Annotated in this window: 21 protein-coding genes and 1 other annotated feature; of the genes, 20 read left to right on the top strand and 1 reads right to left on the bottom strand. The window is 46.5% G+C overall.

The genetic code is table 11. From position 1 onward, the window contains the following. The first annotated feature begins 35 nt into the window (after nucleotides 1-35). From HPL003_RS18030 to HPL003_RS18110, 17 genes are all read left to right on the top strand, one after another. Nucleotides 36-527 carry a YajQ family cyclic di-GMP-binding protein gene (locus tag HPL003_RS18030; RefSeq protein WP_014281148.1) on the top strand — a complete coding sequence of 164 codons (492 nt, stop codon included), beginning with the start codon at nucleotides 36-38 and terminating at the stop codon, nucleotides 525-527. Between the two features lie 208 nt (nucleotides 528-735). Further along, a complete protein-coding gene (gene pgsA / locus HPL003_RS18035; RefSeq protein ID WP_014281149.1) occupies nucleotides 736-1,323 on the top strand; it encodes a CDP-diacylglycerol--glycerol-3-phosphate 3-phosphatidyltransferase in 588 nt (195 codons plus the stop codon). Nucleotides 1,324-1,418: 95 nt separating this feature from the next. Then, nucleotides 1,419-2,687, top strand: coding sequence for a competence/damage-inducible protein A (locus HPL003_RS18040; protein WP_014281150.1), 1,269 nt, complete (start codon nucleotides 1,419-1,421; stop codon nucleotides 2,685-2,687). 246 nt (nucleotides 2,688-2,933) lie between these two features. Beyond that, nucleotides 2,934-3,995, top strand: coding sequence for a recombinase RecA (recA, locus tag HPL003_RS18045; protein WP_014281151.1), 1,062 nt, complete (start codon nucleotides 2,934-2,936; stop codon nucleotides 3,993-3,995). 251 nt (nucleotides 3,996-4,246) lie between these two features. Then, nucleotides 4,247-4,942 (top strand): regulatory protein RecX, encoded by a 696-nt coding sequence (locus tag HPL003_RS18050; RefSeq protein WP_420795087.1) that lies wholly within the window; start codon nucleotides 4,247-4,249, stop codon nucleotides 4,940-4,942. 373 nt (nucleotides 4,943-5,315) lie between these two features. Beyond that, nucleotides 5,316-6,860: a ribonuclease Y gene (gene rny / locus HPL003_RS18055; protein WP_014281153.1), complete on the top strand. Its 1,545-nt coding sequence runs from the start codon at nucleotides 5,316-5,318 to the stop codon at nucleotides 6,858-6,860. Nucleotides 6,861-6,935: 75 nt separating this feature from the next. After that, nucleotides 6,936-7,730, top strand: coding sequence for a TIGR00282 family metallophosphoesterase (locus tag HPL003_RS18060; RefSeq protein ID WP_043922434.1), 795 nt, complete (start codon nucleotides 6,936-6,938; stop codon nucleotides 7,728-7,730). Between the two features lie 130 nt (nucleotides 7,731-7,860). Beyond that, on the top strand, nucleotides 7,861-8,121 hold the full coding sequence (locus HPL003_RS18065; protein WP_007430104.1) for a stage V sporulation protein S: 261 nt from the start codon (nucleotides 7,861-7,863) through the stop codon (nucleotides 8,119-8,121). A gap of 127 nt (nucleotides 8,122-8,248) precedes the next feature. Next, nucleotides 8,249-9,262 carry a dipeptidase gene (locus HPL003_RS18070; RefSeq protein WP_014281155.1) on the top strand — a complete coding sequence of 338 codons (1,014 nt, stop codon included), beginning with the start codon at nucleotides 8,249-8,251 and terminating at the stop codon, nucleotides 9,260-9,262. A 190-nt stretch (nucleotides 9,263-9,452) separates the two neighbouring features. Continuing rightward, nucleotides 9,453-10,556, top strand: coding sequence for a low temperature requirement protein A (locus HPL003_RS18075; RefSeq protein ID WP_014281156.1), 1,104 nt, complete (start codon nucleotides 9,453-9,455; stop codon nucleotides 10,554-10,556). A gap of 112 nt (nucleotides 10,557-10,668) precedes the next feature. After that, a complete protein-coding gene (gene pduL / locus HPL003_RS18080; protein ID WP_014281157.1) occupies nucleotides 10,669-11,241 on the top strand; it encodes a phosphate propanoyltransferase in 573 nt (190 codons plus the stop codon). Nucleotides 11,242-11,535: 294 nt separating this feature from the next. Continuing rightward, entirely contained in the window at nucleotides 11,536-13,089 is a 1,554-nt protein-coding gene (gene miaB, locus HPL003_RS18085) for a tRNA (N6-isopentenyl adenosine(37)-C2)-methylthiotransferase MiaB (protein ID WP_014281158.1), read from the top strand. An 85-nt stretch (nucleotides 13,090-13,174) separates the two neighbouring features. Beyond that, nucleotides 13,175-13,627, top strand: a complete 453-nt coding sequence (locus HPL003_RS18090) for a YlbF/YmcA family competence regulator (RefSeq protein ID WP_014281159.1) — start codon at nucleotides 13,175-13,177, stop codon at nucleotides 13,625-13,627. Nucleotides 13,628-13,749: 122 nt separating this feature from the next. After that, nucleotides 13,750-14,172: a PaaI family thioesterase gene (locus HPL003_RS18095; RefSeq protein ID WP_014281160.1), complete on the top strand. Its 423-nt coding sequence runs from the start codon at nucleotides 13,750-13,752 to the stop codon at nucleotides 14,170-14,172. A 65-nt stretch (nucleotides 14,173-14,237) separates the two neighbouring features. After that, nucleotides 14,238-15,026 (top strand): NUDIX domain-containing protein, encoded by a 789-nt coding sequence (locus tag HPL003_RS18100; RefSeq protein ID WP_014281161.1) that lies wholly within the window; start codon nucleotides 14,238-14,240, stop codon nucleotides 15,024-15,026. 67 nt (nucleotides 15,027-15,093) lie between these two features. Beyond that, the gene (locus tag HPL003_RS18105) at nucleotides 15,094-15,660 is read left to right on the top strand and encodes a cysteine hydrolase family protein (protein WP_014281162.1); all 567 of its coding nucleotides are present in this window, start codon (nucleotides 15,094-15,096) and stop codon (nucleotides 15,658-15,660) included. A 119-nt stretch (nucleotides 15,661-15,779) separates the two neighbouring features. Continuing rightward, the gene (locus tag HPL003_RS18110; RefSeq protein ID WP_043922789.1) at nucleotides 15,780-17,243 is read left to right on the top strand and encodes a nicotinate phosphoribosyltransferase; all 1,464 of its coding nucleotides are present in this window, start codon (nucleotides 15,780-15,782) and stop codon (nucleotides 17,241-17,243) included. Nucleotides 17,244-17,393: 150 nt separating this feature from the next. Here the strand turns inward: HPL003_RS18110 and HPL003_RS18115 are convergent, their stop codons facing one another. Further along, nucleotides 17,394-17,909 carry a MogA/MoaB family molybdenum cofactor biosynthesis protein gene (locus HPL003_RS18115; protein ID WP_014281164.1) on the bottom strand — a complete coding sequence of 172 codons (516 nt, stop codon included), beginning with the start codon at nucleotides 17,907-17,909 and terminating at the stop codon, nucleotides 17,394-17,396. A gap of 258 nt (nucleotides 17,910-18,167) precedes the next feature. Here HPL003_RS18115 and HPL003_RS18120 point away from each other — a divergent pair, with 258 nt between their 5' ends. From HPL003_RS18120 to HPL003_RS18135, 3 genes are all read left to right on the top strand, one after another. Then, a complete protein-coding gene (locus HPL003_RS18120; RefSeq protein WP_014281165.1) occupies nucleotides 18,168-18,497 on the top strand; it encodes a four-helix bundle copper-binding protein in 330 nt (109 codons plus the stop codon). 78 nt (nucleotides 18,498-18,575) lie between these two features. Beyond that, nucleotides 18,576-18,830 (top strand) — a binding site (T-box leader). Nucleotides 18,831-18,889: 59 nt separating this feature from the next. Further along, entirely contained in the window at nucleotides 18,890-20,608 is a 1,719-nt protein-coding gene (argS, locus tag HPL003_RS18130; RefSeq protein WP_014281168.1) for an arginine--tRNA ligase, read from the top strand. 205 nt (nucleotides 20,609-20,813) lie between these two features. Continuing rightward, complete coding sequence (locus tag HPL003_RS18135; protein WP_014281169.1) at nucleotides 20,814-21,782, top strand: S-layer homology domain-containing protein; 969 nt, start codon at nucleotides 20,814-20,816, stop codon at nucleotides 21,780-21,782. The last annotated feature ends 98 nt before the right edge of the window (nucleotides 21,783-21,880 follow it).

A 21,880-nucleotide genomic window follows, 5' to 3' on the forward strand; every position in this document is an offset into this window, starting at 1 on the left:
TTATTGAACTTTGTTGTGGAAAGGAAAGTGAAACGATGGCTTCAGAAAATTCATTTGATATCGTCTCCAAAATGGATATGCAGGAATTGACCAATGCGGTTCATCAGACGGAGCGTGAAATTGAAACACGATTTGATTTTAAGGGGAGCAAAAGCAGCCTTAAGCTTGAAAAGGAAGCTCTTACAATTGCATCGGAGGACGAATACAAGCTCAACGCGGTAATTGATATTTTGCAATCCAAAATGGCCAAGCGCGGTTTATCCCTTAAAAACGTGGAGTACGGGAAGCTGGAACCAGCGTCTTTGGGTTCAGTACGCCAACGTCTTGCACTCAAGCAGGGGATTGATCAGGATAATGCCAAAAAAATTAACATTCTTATCCGGGACTCCAAGCTGAAAGTGAAAAGTCAGATTCAAGGTGATCAGATCCGCGTGACCGGAAAAAACAAGGATGATTTACAAGCAGTCATTCAGTTATTGCGCAAAGCTGATCTACCATTGGAACTTCAATTTACGAATATGAAATAAAGCCGTTTTCCCTCATGCATATTGTAAGAAAAAATGATGCTTGATGCGTGGCAGGTTATTTTGACATGCGTTTTGCACCATATTATACTTGTAACGAAAATGCAGATGATCAGGTGTATAGCGGTAGTCAAAACGATTTACATAGGATTGAATTAAATCCGAAAACTGCCATTTTTAATCAAGTACGATAATCAGGGGAGAGTGTGTTGTGAATTTACCCAACAGAATTACAATAACGCGGATTTGCCTAATCCCGGTGATGATGCTGGCCTTGCTGGTGGATTTTGATTTCTATCCGCCGCCGATTGAGATTGGAGCTTTCGAGCTGCCGTATAATCAGTTGATTGCGGCTATCATTTTCCTCATAGCCGCCAGCACGGATGGTCTTGACGGATATTTGGCCCGTAAAAATAACATGGTCACCAACTTGGGGAAATTACTGGACCCTCTTGCGGATAAGCTTCTGGTAACTGCTATTTTGGTTTCTTTGGTGGAATTGGGCAAGATTGATTCGTGGATTGTTGTTGTCATTGTTAGCCGTGAGTTTGCGGTTACTGGTCTGCGTCAGATTGCTTTATTGGATGGCTCTGTGGTCGCTGCAAGCAACTGGGGCAAATTAAAGACCATCATCCAGATCGTTGCCATTGTAGCGTTACTCATTAATAATTTTCCGTTTGTTTTTCTGGGTATTCCGTTTGATTTAATAGCGATATGGGCGGCTGCGCTTATTACCATTTACTCGGGCATTGACTATTTTGTAAAGAACAGTCATTTACTCCGCTCCTCCAAGGTTTAACAGGATAAGTTTTATGGGAACAGCGATAGGGAGTTTGCTTATTGCTGTTTCTTTGCATAATTCCCACAACATTCGCTCTACAGGAGGCAGAAACGATGAAAGCTGAAATCATCGCAGTAGGAACTGAATTATTGCTCGGACAAATTGTGAACACAAATGCCCAATATTTGTCACAAGAGTTGGCTACGATTGGGATTGATGTATATTTTCAGACGGTTGTTGGTGATAACATGGATCGACTTCAGGAAGCGGTACGTCTGGCTCAGAAGCGTGCGGATATTATTTTGTTCTCGGGCGGTTTGGGACCGACTCAGGATGATTTGACGAAAGATGCAATCGCCGCTGTGCTGGGGCGTAAATTGCATATAGACCGTCTCGCTATGGATAAGCTGGAACATTTTTTCCGTAATCGCGGGGTGGAAATGACCGAAAATAATCGGCGTCAGGCGCTTTCTATTGAAGGAGCTACCCCTCTTGAAAATGAGACAGGGCTGGCTGTGGGCGATGCGATTGCACAGAATGGTAAATACTATGTGGTTTTGCCTGGACCGCCGAAGGAACTCAAACCGATGTTTGAGAATCAGGCAAAACCTTGGTTGCTCCAGCAAGCACTGAGTGGTAAGGAACTGCCGATTTATTCGAAAATGCTAAAGTTTGCAGGAATCGGTGAGTCGGCTCTCGAAACCCGCTTATTGGATCTGATCAAATCACAGACAGATCCGACCATTGCTCCTTATGCCAAGGAGGGAGAGGTCACGATCCGTATATCCACCAAGGCGGCCAACGAGAGCGAGGCACTGGTTAAGCTGGGGGCTACGGAAGCAGAAATTCAGCAACGTCTTTCGGAATACATGTATGCGAGTGAGGACGTCACGCTGGAGAAGGTTATTGTGGATTTGATGTCCGATCGCGGACTGACTGTTAGCGCGGCGGAAAGCTGCACAGGTGGAATGCTGATGGAGCACATCACTTCCGTTCCGGGCAGCTCAGTTATGTTTCAGGGCGGTATCGTGTGTTATTCCAATGAAATGAAGAAGAAGCTGCTCAACGTGCCACATGATTATTTGGAGGGGGACAATGCGCCCGGCGCAGTAAGCGAGGAAGTAGCCCTTGTACTTGCGGAGCAGGCAAGAATGGTCACGGACAGTGATTTCGGACTCTCGGTTACTGGTGTAGCTGGACCCGGATATTCTGAGCGGAAGCCGGTTGGTCTGGTTTATATCGGTATTGCTGAGCGTGACAAAGAAACTGAGGTATACGAGCTGAAATTGAGCGGGAATCGTGAAACGATCCGTCTGCGGTCTGTTAAGGCAATCCTGTACAGATTATGGCGCAGACTGGTGGAAAATGAGCAGCTCTCTTAATGAGCTGTATCCGACACGAGTTTTCATAGAGTTGTTTTAGGTAAACGATTAATGATATAATCATATTATCGGAAGAACCGTTGCAAAAGCCTTTTTGCCTGCGGTTCTTTTTTGATTTAAGAGACAGATGGAAGTATAGAAGAGAACTGCCTAACAAAAAAAACGAATGTATGTTCGAAAAAATGCTTGGCAAGCGTGTCAAAACAAGGTATTATTAAAGTACAAACAACGAAGGATGTGAGTTTATTGTCAGATCGTCGTGCTGCGCTGGATATGGCGCTCCGTCAAATAGAAAAGCAATTCGGTAAAGGTTCCATTATGAAGTTAGGTGAGTCCACACATATGCAAGTGGAAACCTCTCCCAGTGGTTCGATTGCTTTGGATATTGCATTAGGAACGGGCGGCTTCCCGAGAGGCCGAGTTATTGAAATATATGGACCGGAATCGTCCGGTAAAACGACAGTAGCACTTCACGCTATCGCAGAGGTACAAAAAGCAGGCGGACAAGCCGCCTTTATCGACGCCGAGCATGCGCTCGATCCGTCGTATGCCAGCAAGCTGGGTGTCAATATTGATGAGTTGTTGCTATCGCAGCCGGATACAGGGGAGCAGGCACTTGAGATTGCCGAAGCGCTTGTACGTAGTGGGGCAGTGGACATTGTTGTTGTTGACTCCGTAGCAGCACTTGTGCCGAAGGCGGAGATTGAAGGCGAGATGGGAGATTCCCACGTTGGTCTTCAAGCCCGTTTGATGTCACAGGCATTACGTAAGCTGTCCGGTGCTATTAACAAGTCAAAAACGATTGCTATCTTTATTAACCAATTGCGTGAAAAAGTAGGCGTTATGTTTGGTAATCCTGAAACGACACCAGGCGGACGTGCTCTGAAATTTTACTCCACTGTACGTTTGGATGTCCGTCGTATTGAAAGCTTGAAAATGGGGAACGACATTGTAGGTAACCGCACACGTATTAAAGTGGTGAAGAACAAGGTGGCGCCTCCTTTCCGTCAGGCCGAAGTGGATATTATGTACGGGGAAGGCATCTCCAGAGAAGGCAGCTTGATCGACATTGGTACAGAGCATGACATTGTTGACAAGAGCGGAGCCTGGTATTCCTATGAAGGTGAGCGACTCGGTCAGGGACGTGAAAATGCGAAGCAATTTTTGAAGGAAAATCCGAACATTGCTAGCACGATCGAGCAAAAAATTCGGGTGGCCAGCAACCTGATTACGACAGTAGCTCCGCCGACAGAAGAAGAGTTGGCAAAGCAAGCCAAGGAAGAACAGGAATTGCTGGAGCTTGAATAAAGTTTAGTTAAAGTCTGTTTTGTGAACTGAAGCCGGGGGTTATGGCACAGTCCGTTTGAATAGCATGATTCTGATGCCCTGCACAGTTGTGCAGGGCATTTTTGCATCGAATGTGGCCTAGTGCTAGCTACATTTTACTGTTGCGTGGCGGGCGTTCTCAAGCTTGCTTTCGTGAATATCAAAGTGAGGGAAGCACATTGCAATTGGAAGATGAAGGCGAACACATTTCGAAAGAAGATGAGCAGCAAGGCATGTTCCTTTTTCCCGATCATGAGGAATTGATGATTAGGAGGGTGGAACAGGGACAGGGCAGGAAACGCGGAAGATACACGATTCATTTTGGTCCGTATTCATTGTCCGTACTGGAAGATGTAATGATCAAGTACAATATGTTCAAGGGAACGACTTTCGTCAAAAAGGAACTGGAAGAAATCGTTCTGGCGGACGAAAAGCAACAGGCATATGTGTACGCGCTTCGTTATTTGGGACGAAAGCCGCGTACACGTCAGGAGATTGAGCAGCGTTTGACGCAAAAGGAAATGGATCAAGCTGTTATTGATGAGGTGTTGAACCGTCTGGAGCGGGAGCAACTTATAGATGACGATCTGTACGCCCGCCAGTGGGCAAGGCAGCGCATAACGAGCCAGCGGAAGGGGAAGATGTGGGTAAGGCAGGAACTGCGTCAAAAGGGCATCTCTAAAGCCTCTATCGGGGAAGCTTTAGGTGAGGTCAGCGATCAGGAGGAATGGGAGAGCGCTTTGTTAGTCGGACGCAAGAAATGGAATCAGGTGCGTGGAGATATAATGGAGAAAAAACGGAAAACGTACCCCTTTCTCATGAGACGCGGATATTCGGGGGATATGACACGCCGCGTAGTCAATCATCTCACGATGGTCGAGCAAGACGGGGCTTCCGATGACGAGGAATTATCGCTGTGGGATGAATAGCCGTTAAACAGTCGGACATCCGTTAGCTGGCATAAGCGAACAGGTGAGCTGGTTATCACATGGAAAGCCACATGGTAATCTACTAAAGTTTGCATTCCCTTGACAATGCCATTTGTCAAATAATAAAATATATATGAAACGATGCTTGTGGAACACCCTTTTTCCTTCCAAAAAAGCGGAGTCCATGGGTACGTTCTCATCGCCAAATAACAAGTGATGCCGCTATGCCAGGCGGAATTGTACATGTGAAAGCATGTGCATATGAAATGAAACGGCCGCGTGCCGTTATCTTAGTTTGACGATCAAAGCTAAAGTGACAATTGCAAAAAGTCCCAAGGAATGCCTTGGAGGAACCAACGGGGAGGTGAACAGTATGATGACTGCGATCTGGTTCGTTCTCGTTGCTGTAGCCGCGTTATTCTTTGGGTTCGGGATTGGTTATTTTATTCGCAAATCTATTGCAGAAGCTAAAATCTCCAGTGCGGAAGAAGCTGCCGCGCAAATCGTGGAGAACGCGAAAAAAGAGGCAGAAGCGCTGAAGAAGGAAACGGTATTGGAAGCGAAAGATGAAATCCACCGCATCCGTGCCGAAGCTGAAAAGGAAACTCGTGAGCGTCGGAATGAAATTCAACGGCAGGAACGAAGACTGCTGCAAAAAGAAGAATCGCTGGATAAAAAATTGGAATCGCTGGAACGTAAAGAAGAACAAGTGGCCAACAAAGAGAAACGAATCGATGAAACCCAGCAGCAAATTGATTTAATTTACAAGAGTCAGGTAACTGAGCTGGAGCGTATTTCCAATCTGACGACGGAAGATGCGAGAAGTATTATTCTGTCCAACGTAGAGCAGGAAGTTCGTCATGAAACCGCTCAGATGATTAAGGAAATTGAGCAACAGGCCAAGGAAGAAGCGGACAAAAAGTCTCGTGAAATCATCACACTGGCCATCCAACGCTGTGCGGCGGACCATGTGGCGGAAACGACGGTTTCTGTGGTCACGTTGCCAAACGAAGAAATGAAAGGCCGGATTATCGGACGTGAAGGCCGTAATATCCGTGCGCTTGAAACCCTTACGGGAATTGACCTCATTATTGATGATACGCCGGAAGCTGTTATTTTGTCCGGATTTGATCCGATTCGCAGAGAGATAGCGCGTACTGCGCTTGAGAAGCTCGTAGCGGACGGACGGATACATCCGGCTCGTATTGAAGAAATGGTGGAAAAATCCCGTAAAGAAGTGGACGAACGAATCCGCGAGTATGGCGAGCAGGCCACCTTCGAGGTGGGCGTGCACAGCTTGCATCCGGATTTAATCAAGATCCTGGGACGTCTCAAGTTCCGTACAAGCTACGGACAGAACGTACTGAAGCACTCGATGGAAGTTGCATACTTGACAGGTCTGATGGCCGGAGAACTGGGCGAGGACGTTACACTGGCAAGACGGGCAGGGTTGCTGCATGACATCGGGAAGGCGCTGGATCACGAAGTGGAAGGATCACACGTTGAAATTGGCGTGGAACTGGCGAAGAAGTACAAGGAACACCCGGTCGTCATCAACAGTATTGCTTCACATCACGGCGACTGCGAAGCAACTTCAGTGATTGCCATGCTGGTTGGGGCGGCAGATGCCCTGTCGGCAGCAAGACCGGGAGCGCGGCGTGAAACACTGGAGACGTACATCCGTCGTCTTGAGAAGCTGGAACGCATTTCCGAGTCTTTTGAAGGCGTGGAAAAATCGTACGCCATTCAAGCTGGACGCGAAGTTCGCGTCATGGTGCAGCCAGAGAAAATTGATGATGCGGAAGCATTCCGACTGGCTCGCGATATAACGAAAACGATTGAGAATGAACTGGATTATCCGGGACATATCAAGGTTACCGTCATTCGTGAGACCCGCGCGGTAGAATACGCAAAATAAAGTAATTTAACGAAAAGTGGCCGCTGTTTGTAGGGCCACTTTTCATTATGTAAGGCAGACTAGGGAGGGTTTTCTATCAACGTATTATTTATTGGAGATATTTTCGGTAGTGTAGGCAGAAAAGCATTAAGGGAAAATCTCCCTTCGCTAAAATCAAAATACAACCCGCATATCATTATCGTGAACGGGGAAAATTCAGCTTCAGGAAGAGGCATTACTCCAGCCATCGCCAGAGAATTTTTTGATTGGGGCGTACATGGTATTACAATGGGTAATCATACTTGGGACAATAAGGATATATTTGATTTTATAGATGATGAGCCGCGTATCATACGTCCGGCAAACTTTCCGCCAGGAACGCCGGGACGAGGCTATACCGTGGTGAAAGGTGGAGGCAAGGAGCTGGCGATCGTTAACTTGCAGGGCAGAACCTTTCTGCCGCCCATCGATTGCCCGTTCCGCGCAGCAGATGAGATCGTAGATGAATTGCGCAAGAAGCATAAGCACATTCTGGTTGATTTTCATGCTGAAGCGACATCGGAAAAAATCGCTATGGGTTGGCATCTGGATGGCCGTGCTTCAATTGTTGTTGGTACACACACCCATGTGCAGAGCAACGATGATACGATTTTACCGCAAGGAACGGCGTATCAGACCGATGTGGGTATGGTAGGTCCCTATGAAGGAGTACTTGGCATGCAGAGAGACGCCGTGTTGCAGAAATTTCAGACTCAGCTTCCGGTACGTTTCCAACCTGACAACGGAAAATGGCATTTTCACGCAGTTAGCGTAGAGCTGAATGACAACGACGGTATGGCGCGTAAAATTCAGAAAATTAGACTCAAAGAAGACGAATGGAGGATGGATTAACCTTTTTTGGAAACTGCTTAAGGAAAGAATAAGGAAAAATGTCATCAAAAAGCAGGAATTTTTTGCTGACCCTCGAATAACATCTAATAGTGGAATCAAACCATCATCATTCCCAGGGGAGGTACTTACTATGGATGTATTAAAAGTATCAGCAAAATCCAATCCCAATTCAGTTGCAGGCGCACTCGCAGGAGTACTGCGTGAACGTGGAAATGCCGAATTGCAGGCGATTGGAGCGGGTGCACTGAACCAAGCCATTAAAGCTGTAGCCATTGCCCGGGGATTTGTCGCACCAAGCGGAGTGGATTTGATTTGTATTCCTGCTTTTACGGATATTGTTATTGACGGAGAAGACCGGACTGCAATCAAGCTGATTGTAGAGCCAAGATAATAAATGCTAGTTGCCTGAGCCTGTTTACGATGGTGTAAACGGGCTTTTTTGCATGGAAGTCGCCTTATATTACATAGGTTGTAAGATAACTTGATCACGCAGTAATCTATGAATGGAGGTAAAATGCATGAACAGTAAACCACACTCAAAATGGTCGGTTGCCGATTTGCATTGTGATGTGTTGTGTAAGATGCAGCTTAACCCGCAGGTGGATTTCAGTCATCCGTCGCTTGATGTTACAAGAGAGCGTTTGTTAGAAGGCCATGTGTACTTGCAGACATTTGCTATATATATTTCACAGGTACTGGGTACGCCAAGATTTGAGCATATGATTCGGCAGATCGAACTGTTCAGGCAGCATATGATATCCCCGTCTGGCGGGTTGAAGCCGTTGTTGTGGAAGGAAGACATGGAAGAATGGAAGGGTACAGTGGAGGGGCATCTGAAAGGCAATGGAATGCAACAACTTCAAGGATCACCGTGGGCACTGCTATCACTGGAGGGAGTGGAAGCGCTGGAAGGGAATCCGTTTTATGCTGAACTGTGCTACGCATTGGGAATCCGATTGATCGGGCTGACGTGGAATTATGCAAATTGGGCGGCTGACGGCATTATGGAGCAGAGGGGGGGCGGACTGACTCGTAAGGGGCATGAGTTGGTCAAGCGCTGTAATGAGCTAGGTTTGCTGCTAGATGTATCGCATTTGTCCGTACAAGGCTTCTGGGAGGTGCTGAAGGAGGCAGCTCGACCGCCGATTGCCTCGCATTCCAACGTCTTCGCGGTATGTCCTCACCCACGTAATCTGCGGGATGAACAGATTCGCGCGTTGATCGCGCGTAACGGACGGATTGGTTTGACTTTCGTCACGATGTTTCTCAAAGAGCAGGGTACGGTGACCGCAGAGGATTTGCTGCCACACATTGAACATATTTGTTCAATAGGCGGCGAACGGCATTTGATGTTTGGCTCTGATTTTGACGGTATCGAGCGTCATGTGCAGGGGCTGGAGCATTCGGGGAAATATCCACGTTTTGCGGAACTGCTGCTGAAGCATTATCCTGAGGAGCTGGTCAAGGGGTGGCTGGGAGGACATGCGCTGGAATATTTGCAAACGAATCTGCCTTCTAAAATGTCTTCTTAAATAGCTATTTATAGCAGTTATTTTTGGTTACGCACACCCTTGACAAAGCGAGATATATTACGAAATAATTGGAGCATCCTAGAATGGTATGGTGCTAAAATAACGCTTGCCGAAATATGACAGACATTTGGAGCGAGCCTGACGAGTCACCATGCTGTACGGCCATATCAGAGGGGAGCTTCATTACATAATGTTGATAAAAAAGGTTACTTGGCTTGAACTCTTCTATGACTTGTTATTCGTAGCCGCTGTCTCCAAGGCCACTCATGTTTTACTACATGTTGAGCATAATAGTATTTCTTGGGAACATATGGAAAAGTTTATTTTGATTTTTGTTCCGATATGGTGGGCTTGGGTGGGACAAACGGTCTACAACAACCGTTTTGGTAAAGACAGTATAACGCATCGAATCTTTATGATCCTTCAATTGTTTTTCGTGTTAATCATGACTGCTAGCCTTAATATAGATTTTGACGCGTATTATGTATCTTTTTTTGTTGGCTATATTGGTTTAAGAGGCTTGACTGCCGTTCAATATTTACTTTCGGCACCCAAAGAAAAGGCTCATAAACAGGAAACAGCTCGTTTTTTCGGAACCTATTTTTGGATCGGAATAATCATCTCGAGCTTCTCCCTCTTTTTTGACTCTTGGGTTCGATATTTGATTTTATATGCCGGCATTGCTGTTGATATCCTCGTTCCTTTGATTGGTCGTAAAAAATTGGTGATCACACCTATCCATACGGAGCATCTTTTAGAGCGCTTTGCACAGTTTACCTTAATTCTGCTTGGCGAATCAGTGATAAGTATGCTTTCTGTTTTACAATCGGATCATTTTACGGTTTCTTCTGTTGTATTTGCTGCCTTGGCTTTTGTATTAGTCATCGCAATCTGGTGGCAGTATTTTGAGAATATGGAGAAACACGTAGATAAATCAAAACAAACAGCAGGACAGACTATTATGTATGGTCATTTGTTTATTTATTTTTCACTTAGCATGCTAGCTGCTTCGATACAGCTCTTGTTTTTGGGACAAGTAGCCTATATCTTTGTACTTTGCTTTACCTTTGCTTCTGTACTTATTTACTTTTTGTCGGTTTTGCTGGTATTCCATCAGTACAGATTAAGTCATCTTAAACCAAGCCTGAGAGTCATTCTTTTCTTAACAGGAGTACTCTGTGTCTTGTTTATCTTTAATGTATTTATTGTTGTTCCCTCTCATCTCATCGTAGCTGAAATCATGCTGTTCTTTATCCTGTTCGCTAAAATGACGGTTCACGATATTAAAGGCTGATTAGGGCGAAAAACGGAACTTTGTCTCGCTCTCCTTTTCTTTCTTGGCAAAGTAGGAGTATAATAGCATGGATGTGTAAAGTATTGTATAGAGAAAAAGGAGTGACCATACGATGAGTAAAATCGTACCTGTCGGCGTTTCCGCACGCCATATTCACCTGACTCAAGAGCATGTTGAAATTTTGTTCGGAGCAGGATATCAACTGACGGAATTTAAACCATTATCCCAACCAGGACAATTTGCCGCAAATGAAACGGTAGCCGTAATTGGTTCTAAGGGCCAATTTGATAAGGTTCGTATTTTGGGACCAGCTCGTCCGGCTTCCCAGCTTGAAATCTCTCGCACAGATTCCTTTGCTATCGGTGTAAAAGCGCCTGTACGCGAATCTGGCAGCATTGACGGAACACCAGGAATCACAGTAAAAGGACCAGCTGGAGAAGTGGAACTGCAAGAGGGTGTAATCGTAGCTGCCCGTCATATTCATTTTCATACGTCTGATGCAGCGAAATGGGACATTAAGGACAAGCAGTTGCTGAAAGTACGTGTCGGTGGCGAACGTGGTCTTGTATTCGAAAATGTTCTTGCGCGTGTGTCTGATTCTTTTGCTTTGGATATGCACATTGATACAGATGAAGCGAATGGAGCCGGTGTGAAGAACGGTGACAACGCTGAAATCGTAGACTAATATACGTATAAAATGCCGAAAGGCTAAGGTCCGATTCTTGCTAAAGAGTCGGGCTTTTTTACATACTAGAGATTCTCAAAAAGTTCATCTATAAAAATATGGACATTAGATCCTCTGCATACCCATTTTGCGTTCACGGAGATATATGGCGATGGCTTATAAATCATGCTATAATTTAGTGTAATGCGTTTTTCAAAGGTGTTTTTACGGGCTTAAAAGAGATTTATCGATATGCAAAGATACAGTAAAAGCGTAATTGGCGTGAAATAGATGGTGTAAGGAGTGACCAAAGGAATGGCCAAAGAAACGAAAGATTACTCTCAATATTTTGATTTCTCGGATGCAAAGATCATTTCTCAGGATGAGCATAGCAAGAAGATCCGCATTCGCGGACGTGAAATCAATATTATTGCGGAGCCGAATCATAGAAAAGAAAAGCAACGCGGTAAAGAAGACGTACAAGTATTGTACGATAATGCAGTTCCAGATGAGCTGAAGCATATCGGCAAGGGAAAGCATTACATCGTGTACACATTCGGTTGCCAGATGAACGAGCATGATTCCGAAACGATTAAAGGATTGCTGGAGCAGATGGGTTATCAGGCGACAGAGGATCGTAAGGAAGCGGACATCATCTTGCTGAATACATGTGCGATCCGTGAAAATGCGGAGGACAAAGTATTTGGTGAGCTGGGTCACCTCAAGCATCTCAAGACAGAAAAGCCGGGTATGCTGCTCGGCGTATGTGGTTGCATGTCCCAGGAAGAGAGTGTCGTCAACCGGATTTTGCAAAAGCATGGTTTTGTCGACATGATATTTGGTACCCATAATATCCATCGTCTGCCGCAGCTCGTCAAGGAAGCACTCTTCAGCAAAGAAATGGTGGTCGAGGTGTGGTCCAAGGAAGGCGACATTATCGAGAACCTGCCGAAGAAGCGTGAGGGTATGCGGGCTTGGGTGAACATTATGTACGGCTGTGATAAATTTTGCACCTATTGTATTGTTCCGTTCACACGCGGTAAGGAAAGAAGTCGTCGTCCCGAGGATGTCATTGCTGAGGTAAGGGATTTGGCACGTCAGGGCTTTAAGGAAATTACTTTGCTGGGTCAGAATGTCAACGCCTATGGCAAGGACTTAAAGGATATGAATTACAGATTCGGGGATCTGATGGACGATATGCGTAAGATTAATATTCCGCGTGTACGTTTTACAACATCACATCCGCGTGATTTTGATGACCATTTGGTTGAAGTGCTCGGTAAGGGCGGCAATTTGGTGGAGCATATCCATCTGCCTGTTCAATCCGGCAATACGGATATATTGAAGAAAATGAACCGAAAATATACACGTGAGCGCGTTCTGGAGCTGGCGGCGAAGATCAAAGCGGCTGTTCCGCATGCTTCGTTGACAACGGATATTATCGTAGGTTTTCCGGGCGAAACGGACGAACAGTTTGAAGATACGGTTTCTCTCGTGCGCGAGGTCGGTTATGACTTTGCCTACACCTTTATTTATTCACCACGTGAAGGTACACCAGCCGCGTCCATGGAAGACAATGTTCCTATGTCGGTCAAAAAAGAGCGTCTCCAGCGTCTAAACAATGTGGTGAACGAGAACAGCCTCCGCTTTAACGGTAGACTGCGTGGCGAGGTGGTTGAGGTGCTGGTGGAAGGCGAGAGCAAAAATAACAGCGATGTGCTTGCAGGCCGGACCCGTTCCAATAAGCTGGTGCATTTTGAGGGTTCCAAGGATCTGATTGGTACCTTTGTGCAGGTGAAAATTACGGAACCTATGACCTTTTATATCCAGGGTGATTTGGTTCAAACTGCCGAAGCGGTTAACGGTTAACAAATTAGCACAGCAAGGTTTGCATGTGGATCAAATATGATTTGCATGTACGACTGTATGTAAGTAAGAAAAGGAGCGATGGACAGTGACAGAGGAGCGGTTGCAACAGTCAGAGCATCAACCGGCGGCGCGCCAGCATGATCATTTGGTCAATCGCGAAATGATATTGGCGAAAGCCCAAGAGTTGGCGGGTATTTTGGGCAACAGTGAGGAAGTGCAGGTATTTCGGAAAGCAGAAGATAAAATCCGCGATCATCAGCGCATCCAGCATCTGATTGCAGCGATGAAGAAAAAGCAAAAGGAAATTGTGGCCTTCGAATCCTTGAAGAATCAAACCATGATTGCCAAAATAGAGGCCGAGCTTAAGGAGCTTCAGGAAGAACTTGACGGCATTCCGATTGTAACGGAGTTTCAGCAAAGTCAGGTGGAAATTAACGAGCTGCTGCAAATGGTTATCATGGCGATTCGTGATACGGTTGCCGAAAAGGTGGATGTAGAAGAGGGAAAAAGTACTTCTTCTTCCAATTGCAGTGACTAGAATGGTGTATGGTGTGGAGGCTCAGCTTCCACGCCTTTTTTTCAGGAGCAACTTGTAATCATACGTACTGTACCAGCCTTCAAGAGGAAATAGGACATCATAGAAAGGATGAAAACAAGGGAATGGATATCTCGCGTAGTTTGGTAGAGGGTGAAGTAAACACATTTTGGGAGTATTTGGGCTGTGAATTGATCGAAGCTGATGCAAATGAGGTACATATCGCTTTACAGGCTGGGCCACAGCATACTAACGTAGTAGGTATTGTTCATGGGGGCGTACTCACTTCATTGATGGATCAGGCAATGGGGATGGTTAGTATGGTTTCACGCAATATGGAATTATGTGTGACGACGAATCTGAACGTTCATTTTCTGACAGCGATGAAACAAGGGCGATTGGAGGTTAAGGCACGAATTCTCCATCAAGGGGGACGTACGATAACGGCTGAGGCGGAAGTAAAGGATAGTGAAGGAACACTCGGCTGTATGGCTACAGCGACATTCAGGGTATTGCATAAACAACCAGCTCATTTGGGTCATGCCTGACGCTTGACAAAACTTTTTATTATGTCATAATGAATTTATCAAAACGATATAATGTGGTGATGTTAATGGATAACGAACGTATAAACGAAGAGACGCAGAAGGCGTCGTATAACATTAAGAAATATCGGACCCCGGATGGTGCTCCGGCAGATATCGTCATGTTCACCTTGACCAAGCGGGAGCGCAAGACGGTGACAAAGACGTTGCCGATCCGTGAGCTGAAGGTAATGCTTATTAAGCGCCGCAGTTGGCCATTTGCAGGACGTTGGGCGTTACCCGGGGGCTTTTGTCAGGAAGATGAGTCCATCTACGGAGCCGCCAAGCGCGAGTTGTTAGAGGAAACCGGCGTGGATGGCGGGCATCTGGAGTATTTAGGGGTGTATAGTGGACCTGGGCGTGATCCGCGTGGATGGATCATATCGCATGCGTTTTTTGCACTGGTAGAGGAATGGATGCTGGAGCAGCGGCAAGCGGCGGATGATGCTTCAGAAGTCGGGCTGTTCACGATCCGTGAAGCGCTGGAGGAATTGGAGCTGGCGTTTGACCACCGGGACATTATTGTGGATGCTTATCGGAAGATCCAGTTGCAAATGCTCCAGACGACGATAGCCAAGCAGTTTTTGCCACCGCATTTTACATTGGGCGAGCTGTATCAGGTTATTCAAAGTGTCGTACCGGATTTCGAAGAGCCGAACTTTATTCGCAAAATAACATCGACTCGCAGCAGACAGGGAATATTGGAAGAGGTAAGGGACGAGAACGGCAAACAGCTCAGCTCCAACCAGTATTCACAGAGACCGGCACAGCTTTATCGTTTTAGTGACAGGGTGCCGCGGTTGTCTATCTACACCTAATGTATTGCAATAGGTTACGTAAAGAACGCACAATCCTCAACTTGAGGATGAAGGAGCTGACTGAACGATGAAGGCATTGATTGTTATTGATTATACGAATGATTTTGTGGACGGCAGTCTGCCTGTTGGACAACCGGCAATAGAGCTGGATGAACGGATGGCAGCCATTACGCAGGCGTATGTGGATCAAGGGGACTTTGTCGTTATGGCAGTGGACCTGCATGAGGAAAATGATGTTTATCACCCGGAAAGCAAGCTGTTTCCTCCACATAATATTCGTGGAACTGGCGGACGAGATTTGTATGGCAAGCTCCATAACCTCTATGCTATACAGAGTGATTCCATCTATTGGATGGATAAAACACGATATAGCGCCTTCGCTGGCACGGATCTGGAATTCAAGTTGCGTGAACGTGGTATTACGGAAGTTCATTTGATCGGTGTATGCACGGATATATGTGTACTGCATACGGCTGTAGACGCTTATAACAAAGGATTTGCGATTACGATATACAAGGACGCTGTGGCGAGCTTTAATCAGGCCGGACATGATTGGGCTTTGGGTCATTTTCAGGGTAGTCTCGGAGCCGCCGTATGGTCGGCCGAGGATACAATTTTACTCCGGAAGAAGTAAATAACTTAACGATTGTGCACCTATATCCGATAACAAAATGGAGTCGGATGTTGCTGAATCCGGATGGATGAGGCGGTACGCCGCTGCAAAACCGGGGGCAGTCAGAGAGGATGATTACGATGAAGTCAACGAGCCTCGCATTACATACAGATAAATATCAGATTAATATGATGTACGCCCATTGGGTGAACGGAAGCCACCAGCGCAAAGCTGTGTTTGAGGCATATTTTCGCAAGTTGCCCTTTGGCAACGGATATGCGGTGTTTGCAGGTCTGGAACGCATTGTGAATTACATTGCAAACCTGCGCTTTACAGAAGAGGATATCCGTTACCTTTCAGAGCAAGAGGAGAAGTATGATCCTATGTTTCTGGAGGCATTGCGCCAGTTTAGGTTTGGTGGAACCGTTCATTCGATGAAAGAAGGGGCACTTGTTTTCCCGAATGAGCCTCTGGTACGCGTCGAAGGAACGATTATGGAAACACAATTGGTCGAGACAGCGTTGTTGAATTTTATGAACTATCAGACGCTGATTGCGACGAAGGCGTCGCGCATCAAGCAGGTGGCAAGCGGCGATACGCTGCTGGAATTTGGTACACGGCGGGCGCAGGAAGCAGATGCGGCGATTTGGGGAGCACGGGCAGCTTATGTAGCGGGTTTTGACGCAACTTCTAATATGCTGGCAGGTGAGCACTTTGGTATTCCAACGAAGGGAACACATGCTCATTCCTGGGTGCAGACCTTTATGAGTGAGCAGGAGGCTTTTGACGTGTATGCGAAGGTTTTACCGGATCAGGTTACACTGTTGGTGGACACCTATGATACGCTCGAGAGCGGTGTTCCCCATGCGATTCGGACAGCGAAGATACTGGAGAGTCAGGGCAAACGTATGAATGCAATCCGTCTGGATAGTGGTGACTTAGCCTATTTGTCCATTCAAGCGCGAGAAATGCTGGATGCTGAAGGCTTGGATTACGTACAAATTGTAGCCTCTAATGATTTGGATGAAAATACGATTTTCAACTTAAAGGCCCAAGGCGCGCGTATCGATACATGGGGTGTGGGGACACAGCTCATTACAGCTTCGGATCAACCATCATTGGGCGGGGTATACAAGCTGGTCGAACGGGAAGTAGAAGGCGAAATGCTACCGACGATTAAAATTTCGGGCAATCCGGAAAAGGTATCCACACCGGGTAAGAAGGATGTATATCGTATTATAGATAAGAAGAAAGGGAGAGCTGTCGCCGATTATATTTCTTTTCCGGACGAAGACCGTCCGCGCAATGGAAAGCGGCTGAAACTCTTTAACCCGTTGCATCCGTACATGAAGAAGTATGTGGAAAATTACGAGGCAGTTCCAATGCTGGAGCCTATTTTCGTAAATGGGCAGAAAGTATATGAGCTTCCTGGTCTGGATGAAATTCGCGCATACCATACTTCCCAGCTGCAACTGTTCTGGCCGGAATATTTGCGGAAGATGAACCCGGAAATTTACCGTGTAAATCTCAGCGAAAAGGTATGGGGGCTGAAACAAAAGCTGATCGACAGCTATATGCAGCCGGAAGTGGAAGAAAAGGAATAGTTTTAAGAGGCACCCTGCAAATGTTGGGGTGCCTCTTTGTGTTTCAGAGCGTAGGAGGGAAAACTGTGCGTGTTATGCTTATTTATCATTACCCGGGAAAGCGCAGGATGCGTCAATTTTTGCGTGTTCGAATGAACCGACTTATAAAACTTACTTATAAATTTCCCTCATGACGTGCCGCAGTTCAGGTATAATAATGCGCTCCATCGCCAAGCGGACGGCTCCACGTGAGCCTGGCATAGAAAATACGGCTGTCCGGCCCACGGTGCCAGCTACAGCACGACTCAATATCGCTGCAGAACCAATATCCTCGGCAAAGCTTAAATAACGGAAGATTTCGCCGAATCCGGGCAGTTCCTTATCCAGCAGAGAGGATACGGCTTCATACGTTGTATCACGCGGGGAAATACCGGTGCCGCCTGTCAAAAGAACAGCCTCAATGTCATCACGCTCTGCGGCTTCGGATATCAATTGCCGGATGCCATCATAGTCGTCTTTGACGATAACATACCGGGCCACCTGATAGCCGTTCGTTTCCAACAGATCCACCAGTAGACGTCCTCCGGTATCTGTTTCCACGGTGCGGGTGTCGGAGACGGTTACAACCATGCAGCTAACCTGCTGTGGGGCCTCCCGCCGATGCTCCTCTACAGAAGATATATTCATTGCAATCTCACTCCTCGATCTATGGTTAGACATACTCTTTTTACAATAGAGGAATGATTGTCGGTGTGCAAGTCAGGAGCGGATATTAGCGAGTTGTGTGATTTATCTCCTTGCACGGATGGTATGGAATATAGTACACTTCCTTACATAAGTCGGGATTTTTTGTTTGGTCATGGTGAAAGCGTGAACAACGGTTGATTAATCTCAATTGTCGGCGGGTAATAATACAGCAGGGTCAACAACAGGAGGTAATGTATTATGAAACATTCATACCAACAATGCGTGGATGCTTGCCTGGAATGTATGAACGCTTGCAACGTCTGTTACGTGGCGAGCTTGAAGGAATATGATTTGGCTATGCTGCGCGAGTGTATTCGAGTGAGCCGGGAATGTGCAGAAATATGCGGGTTTGCTGCTCAAATGTTGGAACGCGGAACGGAATTTGCCGAGCAAATTTGTGAGCTGTGTGCCAAAGCCTGTGAGGTATGTGCTGCTGAATGTGGTAAGCACGCCCATGAGCAGTGCAAGCATTGTGCAGAAGCCTGCCGCCGTTGTGTTCAGGCTTGCCGCCAAATGGTGGCTGTGTAATTACATATTATCGAGTCAGCGCCTGAACAGAAAATAAAAGATTGCTTTCCACTGGATAGGTTTGTATAATGATGAGAATTAACGCCTTGGAACGGGAGAGTAGCAGTGAAGCCATTTCATTACAGCGAGCCGGAAAAGGTGGAAGCCGGTATGAGGCCCGATGTGAAGCGCACCCGGGAGGCGGTTGTTCCAACACGGAGTTCCGTTAGTAGTTCAGCCCGGCAGACACCGTTATTTGTCATTGGAGTGAAATCGGCGATTATGCATAGTTCGTTGCGCAATCCGATTTACGAAGAGTGGTACCGCGGGGATATTGAAGTTCTCGTCTCTTGAATAATTCAAGAGGCGGGAGCTTTTTTTGTTAGATTTCTAATGAAAAAGGAGAGAAAGCTATGCTGATGTCGATCACTACTCAAGCTATTTCCGTCCATACGGGCTTGGAGGAAAAGGAGATTTCATCTTTATTGGAGGTACCGCCACAGCCGGAATGGGGAGATGTGGCGTTTCCCTGTTTTTTGCTGGCTAAAAAGTATCGGAAGGCTCCGCAGCAAATTGCGTTGGAACTGGCGGAAGCAGTAGATCGTGAAGAAGGACTGACTGCTTCGGCATCAGGAGCCTATGTAAATATAACACTGGGGCGTTCCGTTCATATTCCACTGATGTTGGCTGAATTGAGCGAACCCGAATTTTTCAAGCCAGATCTCGGACACGGACAGCGGGTAGTGATTGATATGTCTTCGCCCAATATTGCCAAACCGTTTGGTATCGGCCATCTTCGTTCTACTGTCATCGGCGCTGCACTGTACCGCATTCTCGGAGAAACAGGGTATGTTCCGGTTCGTGTGAATCATCTGGGGGATTGGGGAACACAGTTTGGTAAGCAAATCGCGGCTTATAAAAGATGGGGAAATGAGGAGCGTCTACAGCTAGATCCAATTGGAGAGTCACTTAAGCTGTACGTGCGTTTTCATGAGGAAGCCGAGCATGACCCATCTTTGGAGGACGAAGGTCGAGAATGGTTCCGCCGTCTGGAGCATGGGGATACCGAGGCTCAACGGCTATGGGAGTTTTTTGTTAAAGTCAGCCTGCGTGAATTTGATCGCATGTACCAGCGTCTGAACATTACATTCGACCATGTGCTGGGAGAGAGCTTTTACAATGATAAAATGCAGGCGGTTGTTGCCCAATTAAGGGAGAAAGGTTTGCTGGAAGAAAGTGACGGTGCGCTTGTGGTGCGTCTGGAGGATGAAGGGCTGCCGCCTTGTCTGATTTTGAAAAAGGATGGGACCACCATCTATCCGACACGTGATTTGGCTACGGCGATCTACCGTCGCGAGGTCATGAAAGCTGATCGTTTGCTGTACGTGGTAGGTGGAGAGCAGCAGTTGCATTTCCAGCAGGTGTTTGCGGTGCTAAAGCGTGCAGGGGAGACGTGGTCGGAGCAGTGTGAGCACGTGCCGTTTGGTCTGATGCGTTTTGCAGGTAAAAAAATGTCCACAAGACGCGGTAAGGTCGTAAAGCTGGAGGAGGTGCTGGATGAAGCAGTAGTCCGCGCTCTAACTATCATCACTCAGAAGAATCCCGATTTACAGGATCAACAGGAAATAGCCGAGGACGTTGGTATCGGTGCGATCATTTTTGGTGACTTAAAAAATAACCGCCTGAACGAAGTGGATTTCTCATTGGAAGATGCATTAACCTTTGAAGGTGAGACAGGGCCTTATGTACAATATACACATGCACGTATACGCAGTCTTTTGGACAAAGCTCATGCTGGCACTGGTGCTGGTTCTAGTATCGACGTTCCTACAAGGGATAGACATGCACCTGATCCAACTTATGCATCGGATGAAATACTGGGGGATGCAGGCTGGGCGCTGCTTAAGCAACTGGTTCGTTATCAGGGGCAACTGGAACGTGCGGCTCGGCAACTGGAGCCTTCAGTTATCGCGAGGTTTGCGCTGGATACGGCGCAGGCGTTCAACCGCTTTTACGCCAAGGAACGGATTGCTGATGGTGGGCCGTGGCGCATTCAGTTGGCTGAACAAACTGCTGATATTTTGGCACATACGCTGCATCTTCTTGGCCTCAAAGCACCCTATCGGATGTAGCCAAATGGCCTGAGGAAGAGTGCCCGCAAAGTGAGTATCCTTAGAACGTAGCCTAGGATGTGAGCAGAAAAGAGTTAAACGGGTTACACTAACTGTGAGTATCGTAAGCTTTTTTTACAATCAATTTTTGAGTATCTGAAACATTTGTTGATAGTATTGCGTCGATAAGTATAGAAGAAACATAGTAAATATGGAGGTGCATCTCATGAAAAAAAACAAAAGCGTGACAGCAGCTTTGCTGGTGATCTGTTCGTTGGCAGTGGCTACGTCAGCTTCTGCATTTCGTGATATAAAAGGAACAGAGCAGGAGAAGATTGTAAGTTCGCTTCAGAACAAAGGTATTATTCAGGGCATTACGAAGGATAAGTTTGCGCCTGATCAATCACTTACGTATGCACAAGGGGTGCATATGGTCGTTAATGCGATGGATCTTCAAGTTATGCCGGATTTCACGACGGGTTCATTCGCAAATATTCCGTCTTCGGCATGGTATGCCAAGTCCTATCGAATCGCAGCTCAACACCAAATTCCTTTGTCACCGGATATTGATCCAAGCACTCAGATGACAAGAGAGCAATTCGCGAATATACTGTACAAAGCGGTTAGTGCAACCGGAGAATATCCAACAGTCCGCATGTACATTAATGTTGCGGATGGCAAGAAGCTGGACCAAGATTCAAGCGAAGCGGTTCAGTTCCTGCTGTTGACCAAAATTGCAAAATTAGATGAAAAGAGCAACTTTAATCCGGAACGTAAAGTAACCCGAATGGAGGCAGCAGAGATGGTCTATAATGCATCCGAATTTGTGCAAAATCATAAACCGGTTGAATCCACTCCAGAAAATCAGGCTGAGCCTTCAGATCCGGGCCAGCAAAATGGTATTAGTATGAGTGCAGAGAAGGTGAATGACCAGCAGAACAAGGTAACATTAACCCGTTTGCAGGCACCCAATCCCGGTTACGGCATTGAAGTAGATCATATCGACTACGTAGATGACGCCAATGCAGTGATTTACTACAAGTTGACAAGTCCAAAGCCGGGGGAAATGAATATCCAGGTCATTACGGATACCCACACGAGTACACTGGTGGACAGCAAGTATAAAGTTACGATTAAGGCGGTAGAAGGAACTGTTTTTCCGCCTACAGGATCAGGCACCTCGGTAGCCCAATAAAGTTGTAGCCCACACACGAAGCATGTGTTTAGAAAAAAGTAAAACAGCAAGCCTCCATTGTATTTAACCGGAGACTTGCTGTTTTTTTATGCTTGCTT

Origin of the sequence: Paenibacillus terrae HPL-003, assembly GCF_000235585.1 — a bacterium.
In the GTDB taxonomy this organism is placed as follows: domain Bacteria; phylum Bacillota; class Bacilli; order Paenibacillales; family Paenibacillaceae; genus Paenibacillus; species Paenibacillus terrae_B.

Bases quoted from the DNA above. Each gene is read 5' to 3' on its own strand.
- HPL003_RS18030 (WP_014281148.1), top strand. From the start codon at position 36: ATGGCTTCAGAAAATTCATTTGATATCGTCTCCAAAATGGATATGCAG.
- HPL003_RS18040 (WP_014281150.1), top strand. From the start codon at position 1,419: ATGAAAGCTGAAATCATCGCAGTAGGAACTGAATTATTGCTCGGACAA.
- HPL003_RS18050 (WP_420795087.1), top strand. From the start codon at position 4,247: ATGTTCCTTTTTCCCGATCATGAGGAATTGATGATTAGGAGGGTGGAA.
- rny (WP_014281153.1), top strand. From the start codon at position 5,316: ATGATGACTGCGATCTGGTTCGTTCTCGTTGCTGTAGCCGCGTTATTC.
- HPL003_RS18065 (WP_007430104.1), top strand. From the start codon at position 7,861: ATGGATGTATTAAAAGTATCAGCAAAATCCAATCCCAATTCAGTTGCA.
- HPL003_RS18070 (WP_014281155.1), top strand. From the start codon at position 8,249: ATGAACAGTAAACCACACTCAAAATGGTCGGTTGCCGATTTGCATTGT.
- HPL003_RS18075 (WP_014281156.1), top strand. From the start codon at position 9,453: ATGTTGATAAAAAAGGTTACTTGGCTTGAACTCTTCTATGACTTGTTA.
- pduL (WP_014281157.1), top strand. From the start codon at position 10,669: ATGAGTAAAATCGTACCTGTCGGCGTTTCCGCACGCCATATTCACCTG.
- miaB (WP_014281158.1), top strand. From the start codon at position 11,536: ATGGCCAAAGAAACGAAAGATTACTCTCAATATTTTGATTTCTCGGAT.
- HPL003_RS18095 (WP_014281160.1), top strand. From the start codon at position 13,750: ATGGATATCTCGCGTAGTTTGGTAGAGGGTGAAGTAAACACATTTTGG.
- HPL003_RS18100 (WP_014281161.1), top strand. From the start codon at position 14,238: ATGGATAACGAACGTATAAACGAAGAGACGCAGAAGGCGTCGTATAAC.
- HPL003_RS18105 (WP_014281162.1), top strand. From the start codon at position 15,094: ATGAAGGCATTGATTGTTATTGATTATACGAATGATTTTGTGGACGGC.
- HPL003_RS18110 (WP_043922789.1), top strand. From the start codon at position 15,780: ATGAAGTCAACGAGCCTCGCATTACATACAGATAAATATCAGATTAAT.
- HPL003_RS18115 (WP_014281164.1), bottom strand. From the start codon at position 17,909: ATGAATATATCTTCTGTAGAGGAGCATCGGCGGGAGGCCCCACAGCAG.
- HPL003_RS18120 (WP_014281165.1), top strand. From the start codon at position 18,168: ATGAAACATTCATACCAACAATGCGTGGATGCTTGCCTGGAATGTATG.
- argS (WP_014281168.1), top strand. From the start codon at position 18,890: ATGCTGATGTCGATCACTACTCAAGCTATTTCCGTCCATACGGGCTTG.
- HPL003_RS18135 (WP_014281169.1), top strand. From the start codon at position 20,814: ATGAAAAAAAACAAAAGCGTGACAGCAGCTTTGCTGGTGATCTGTTCG.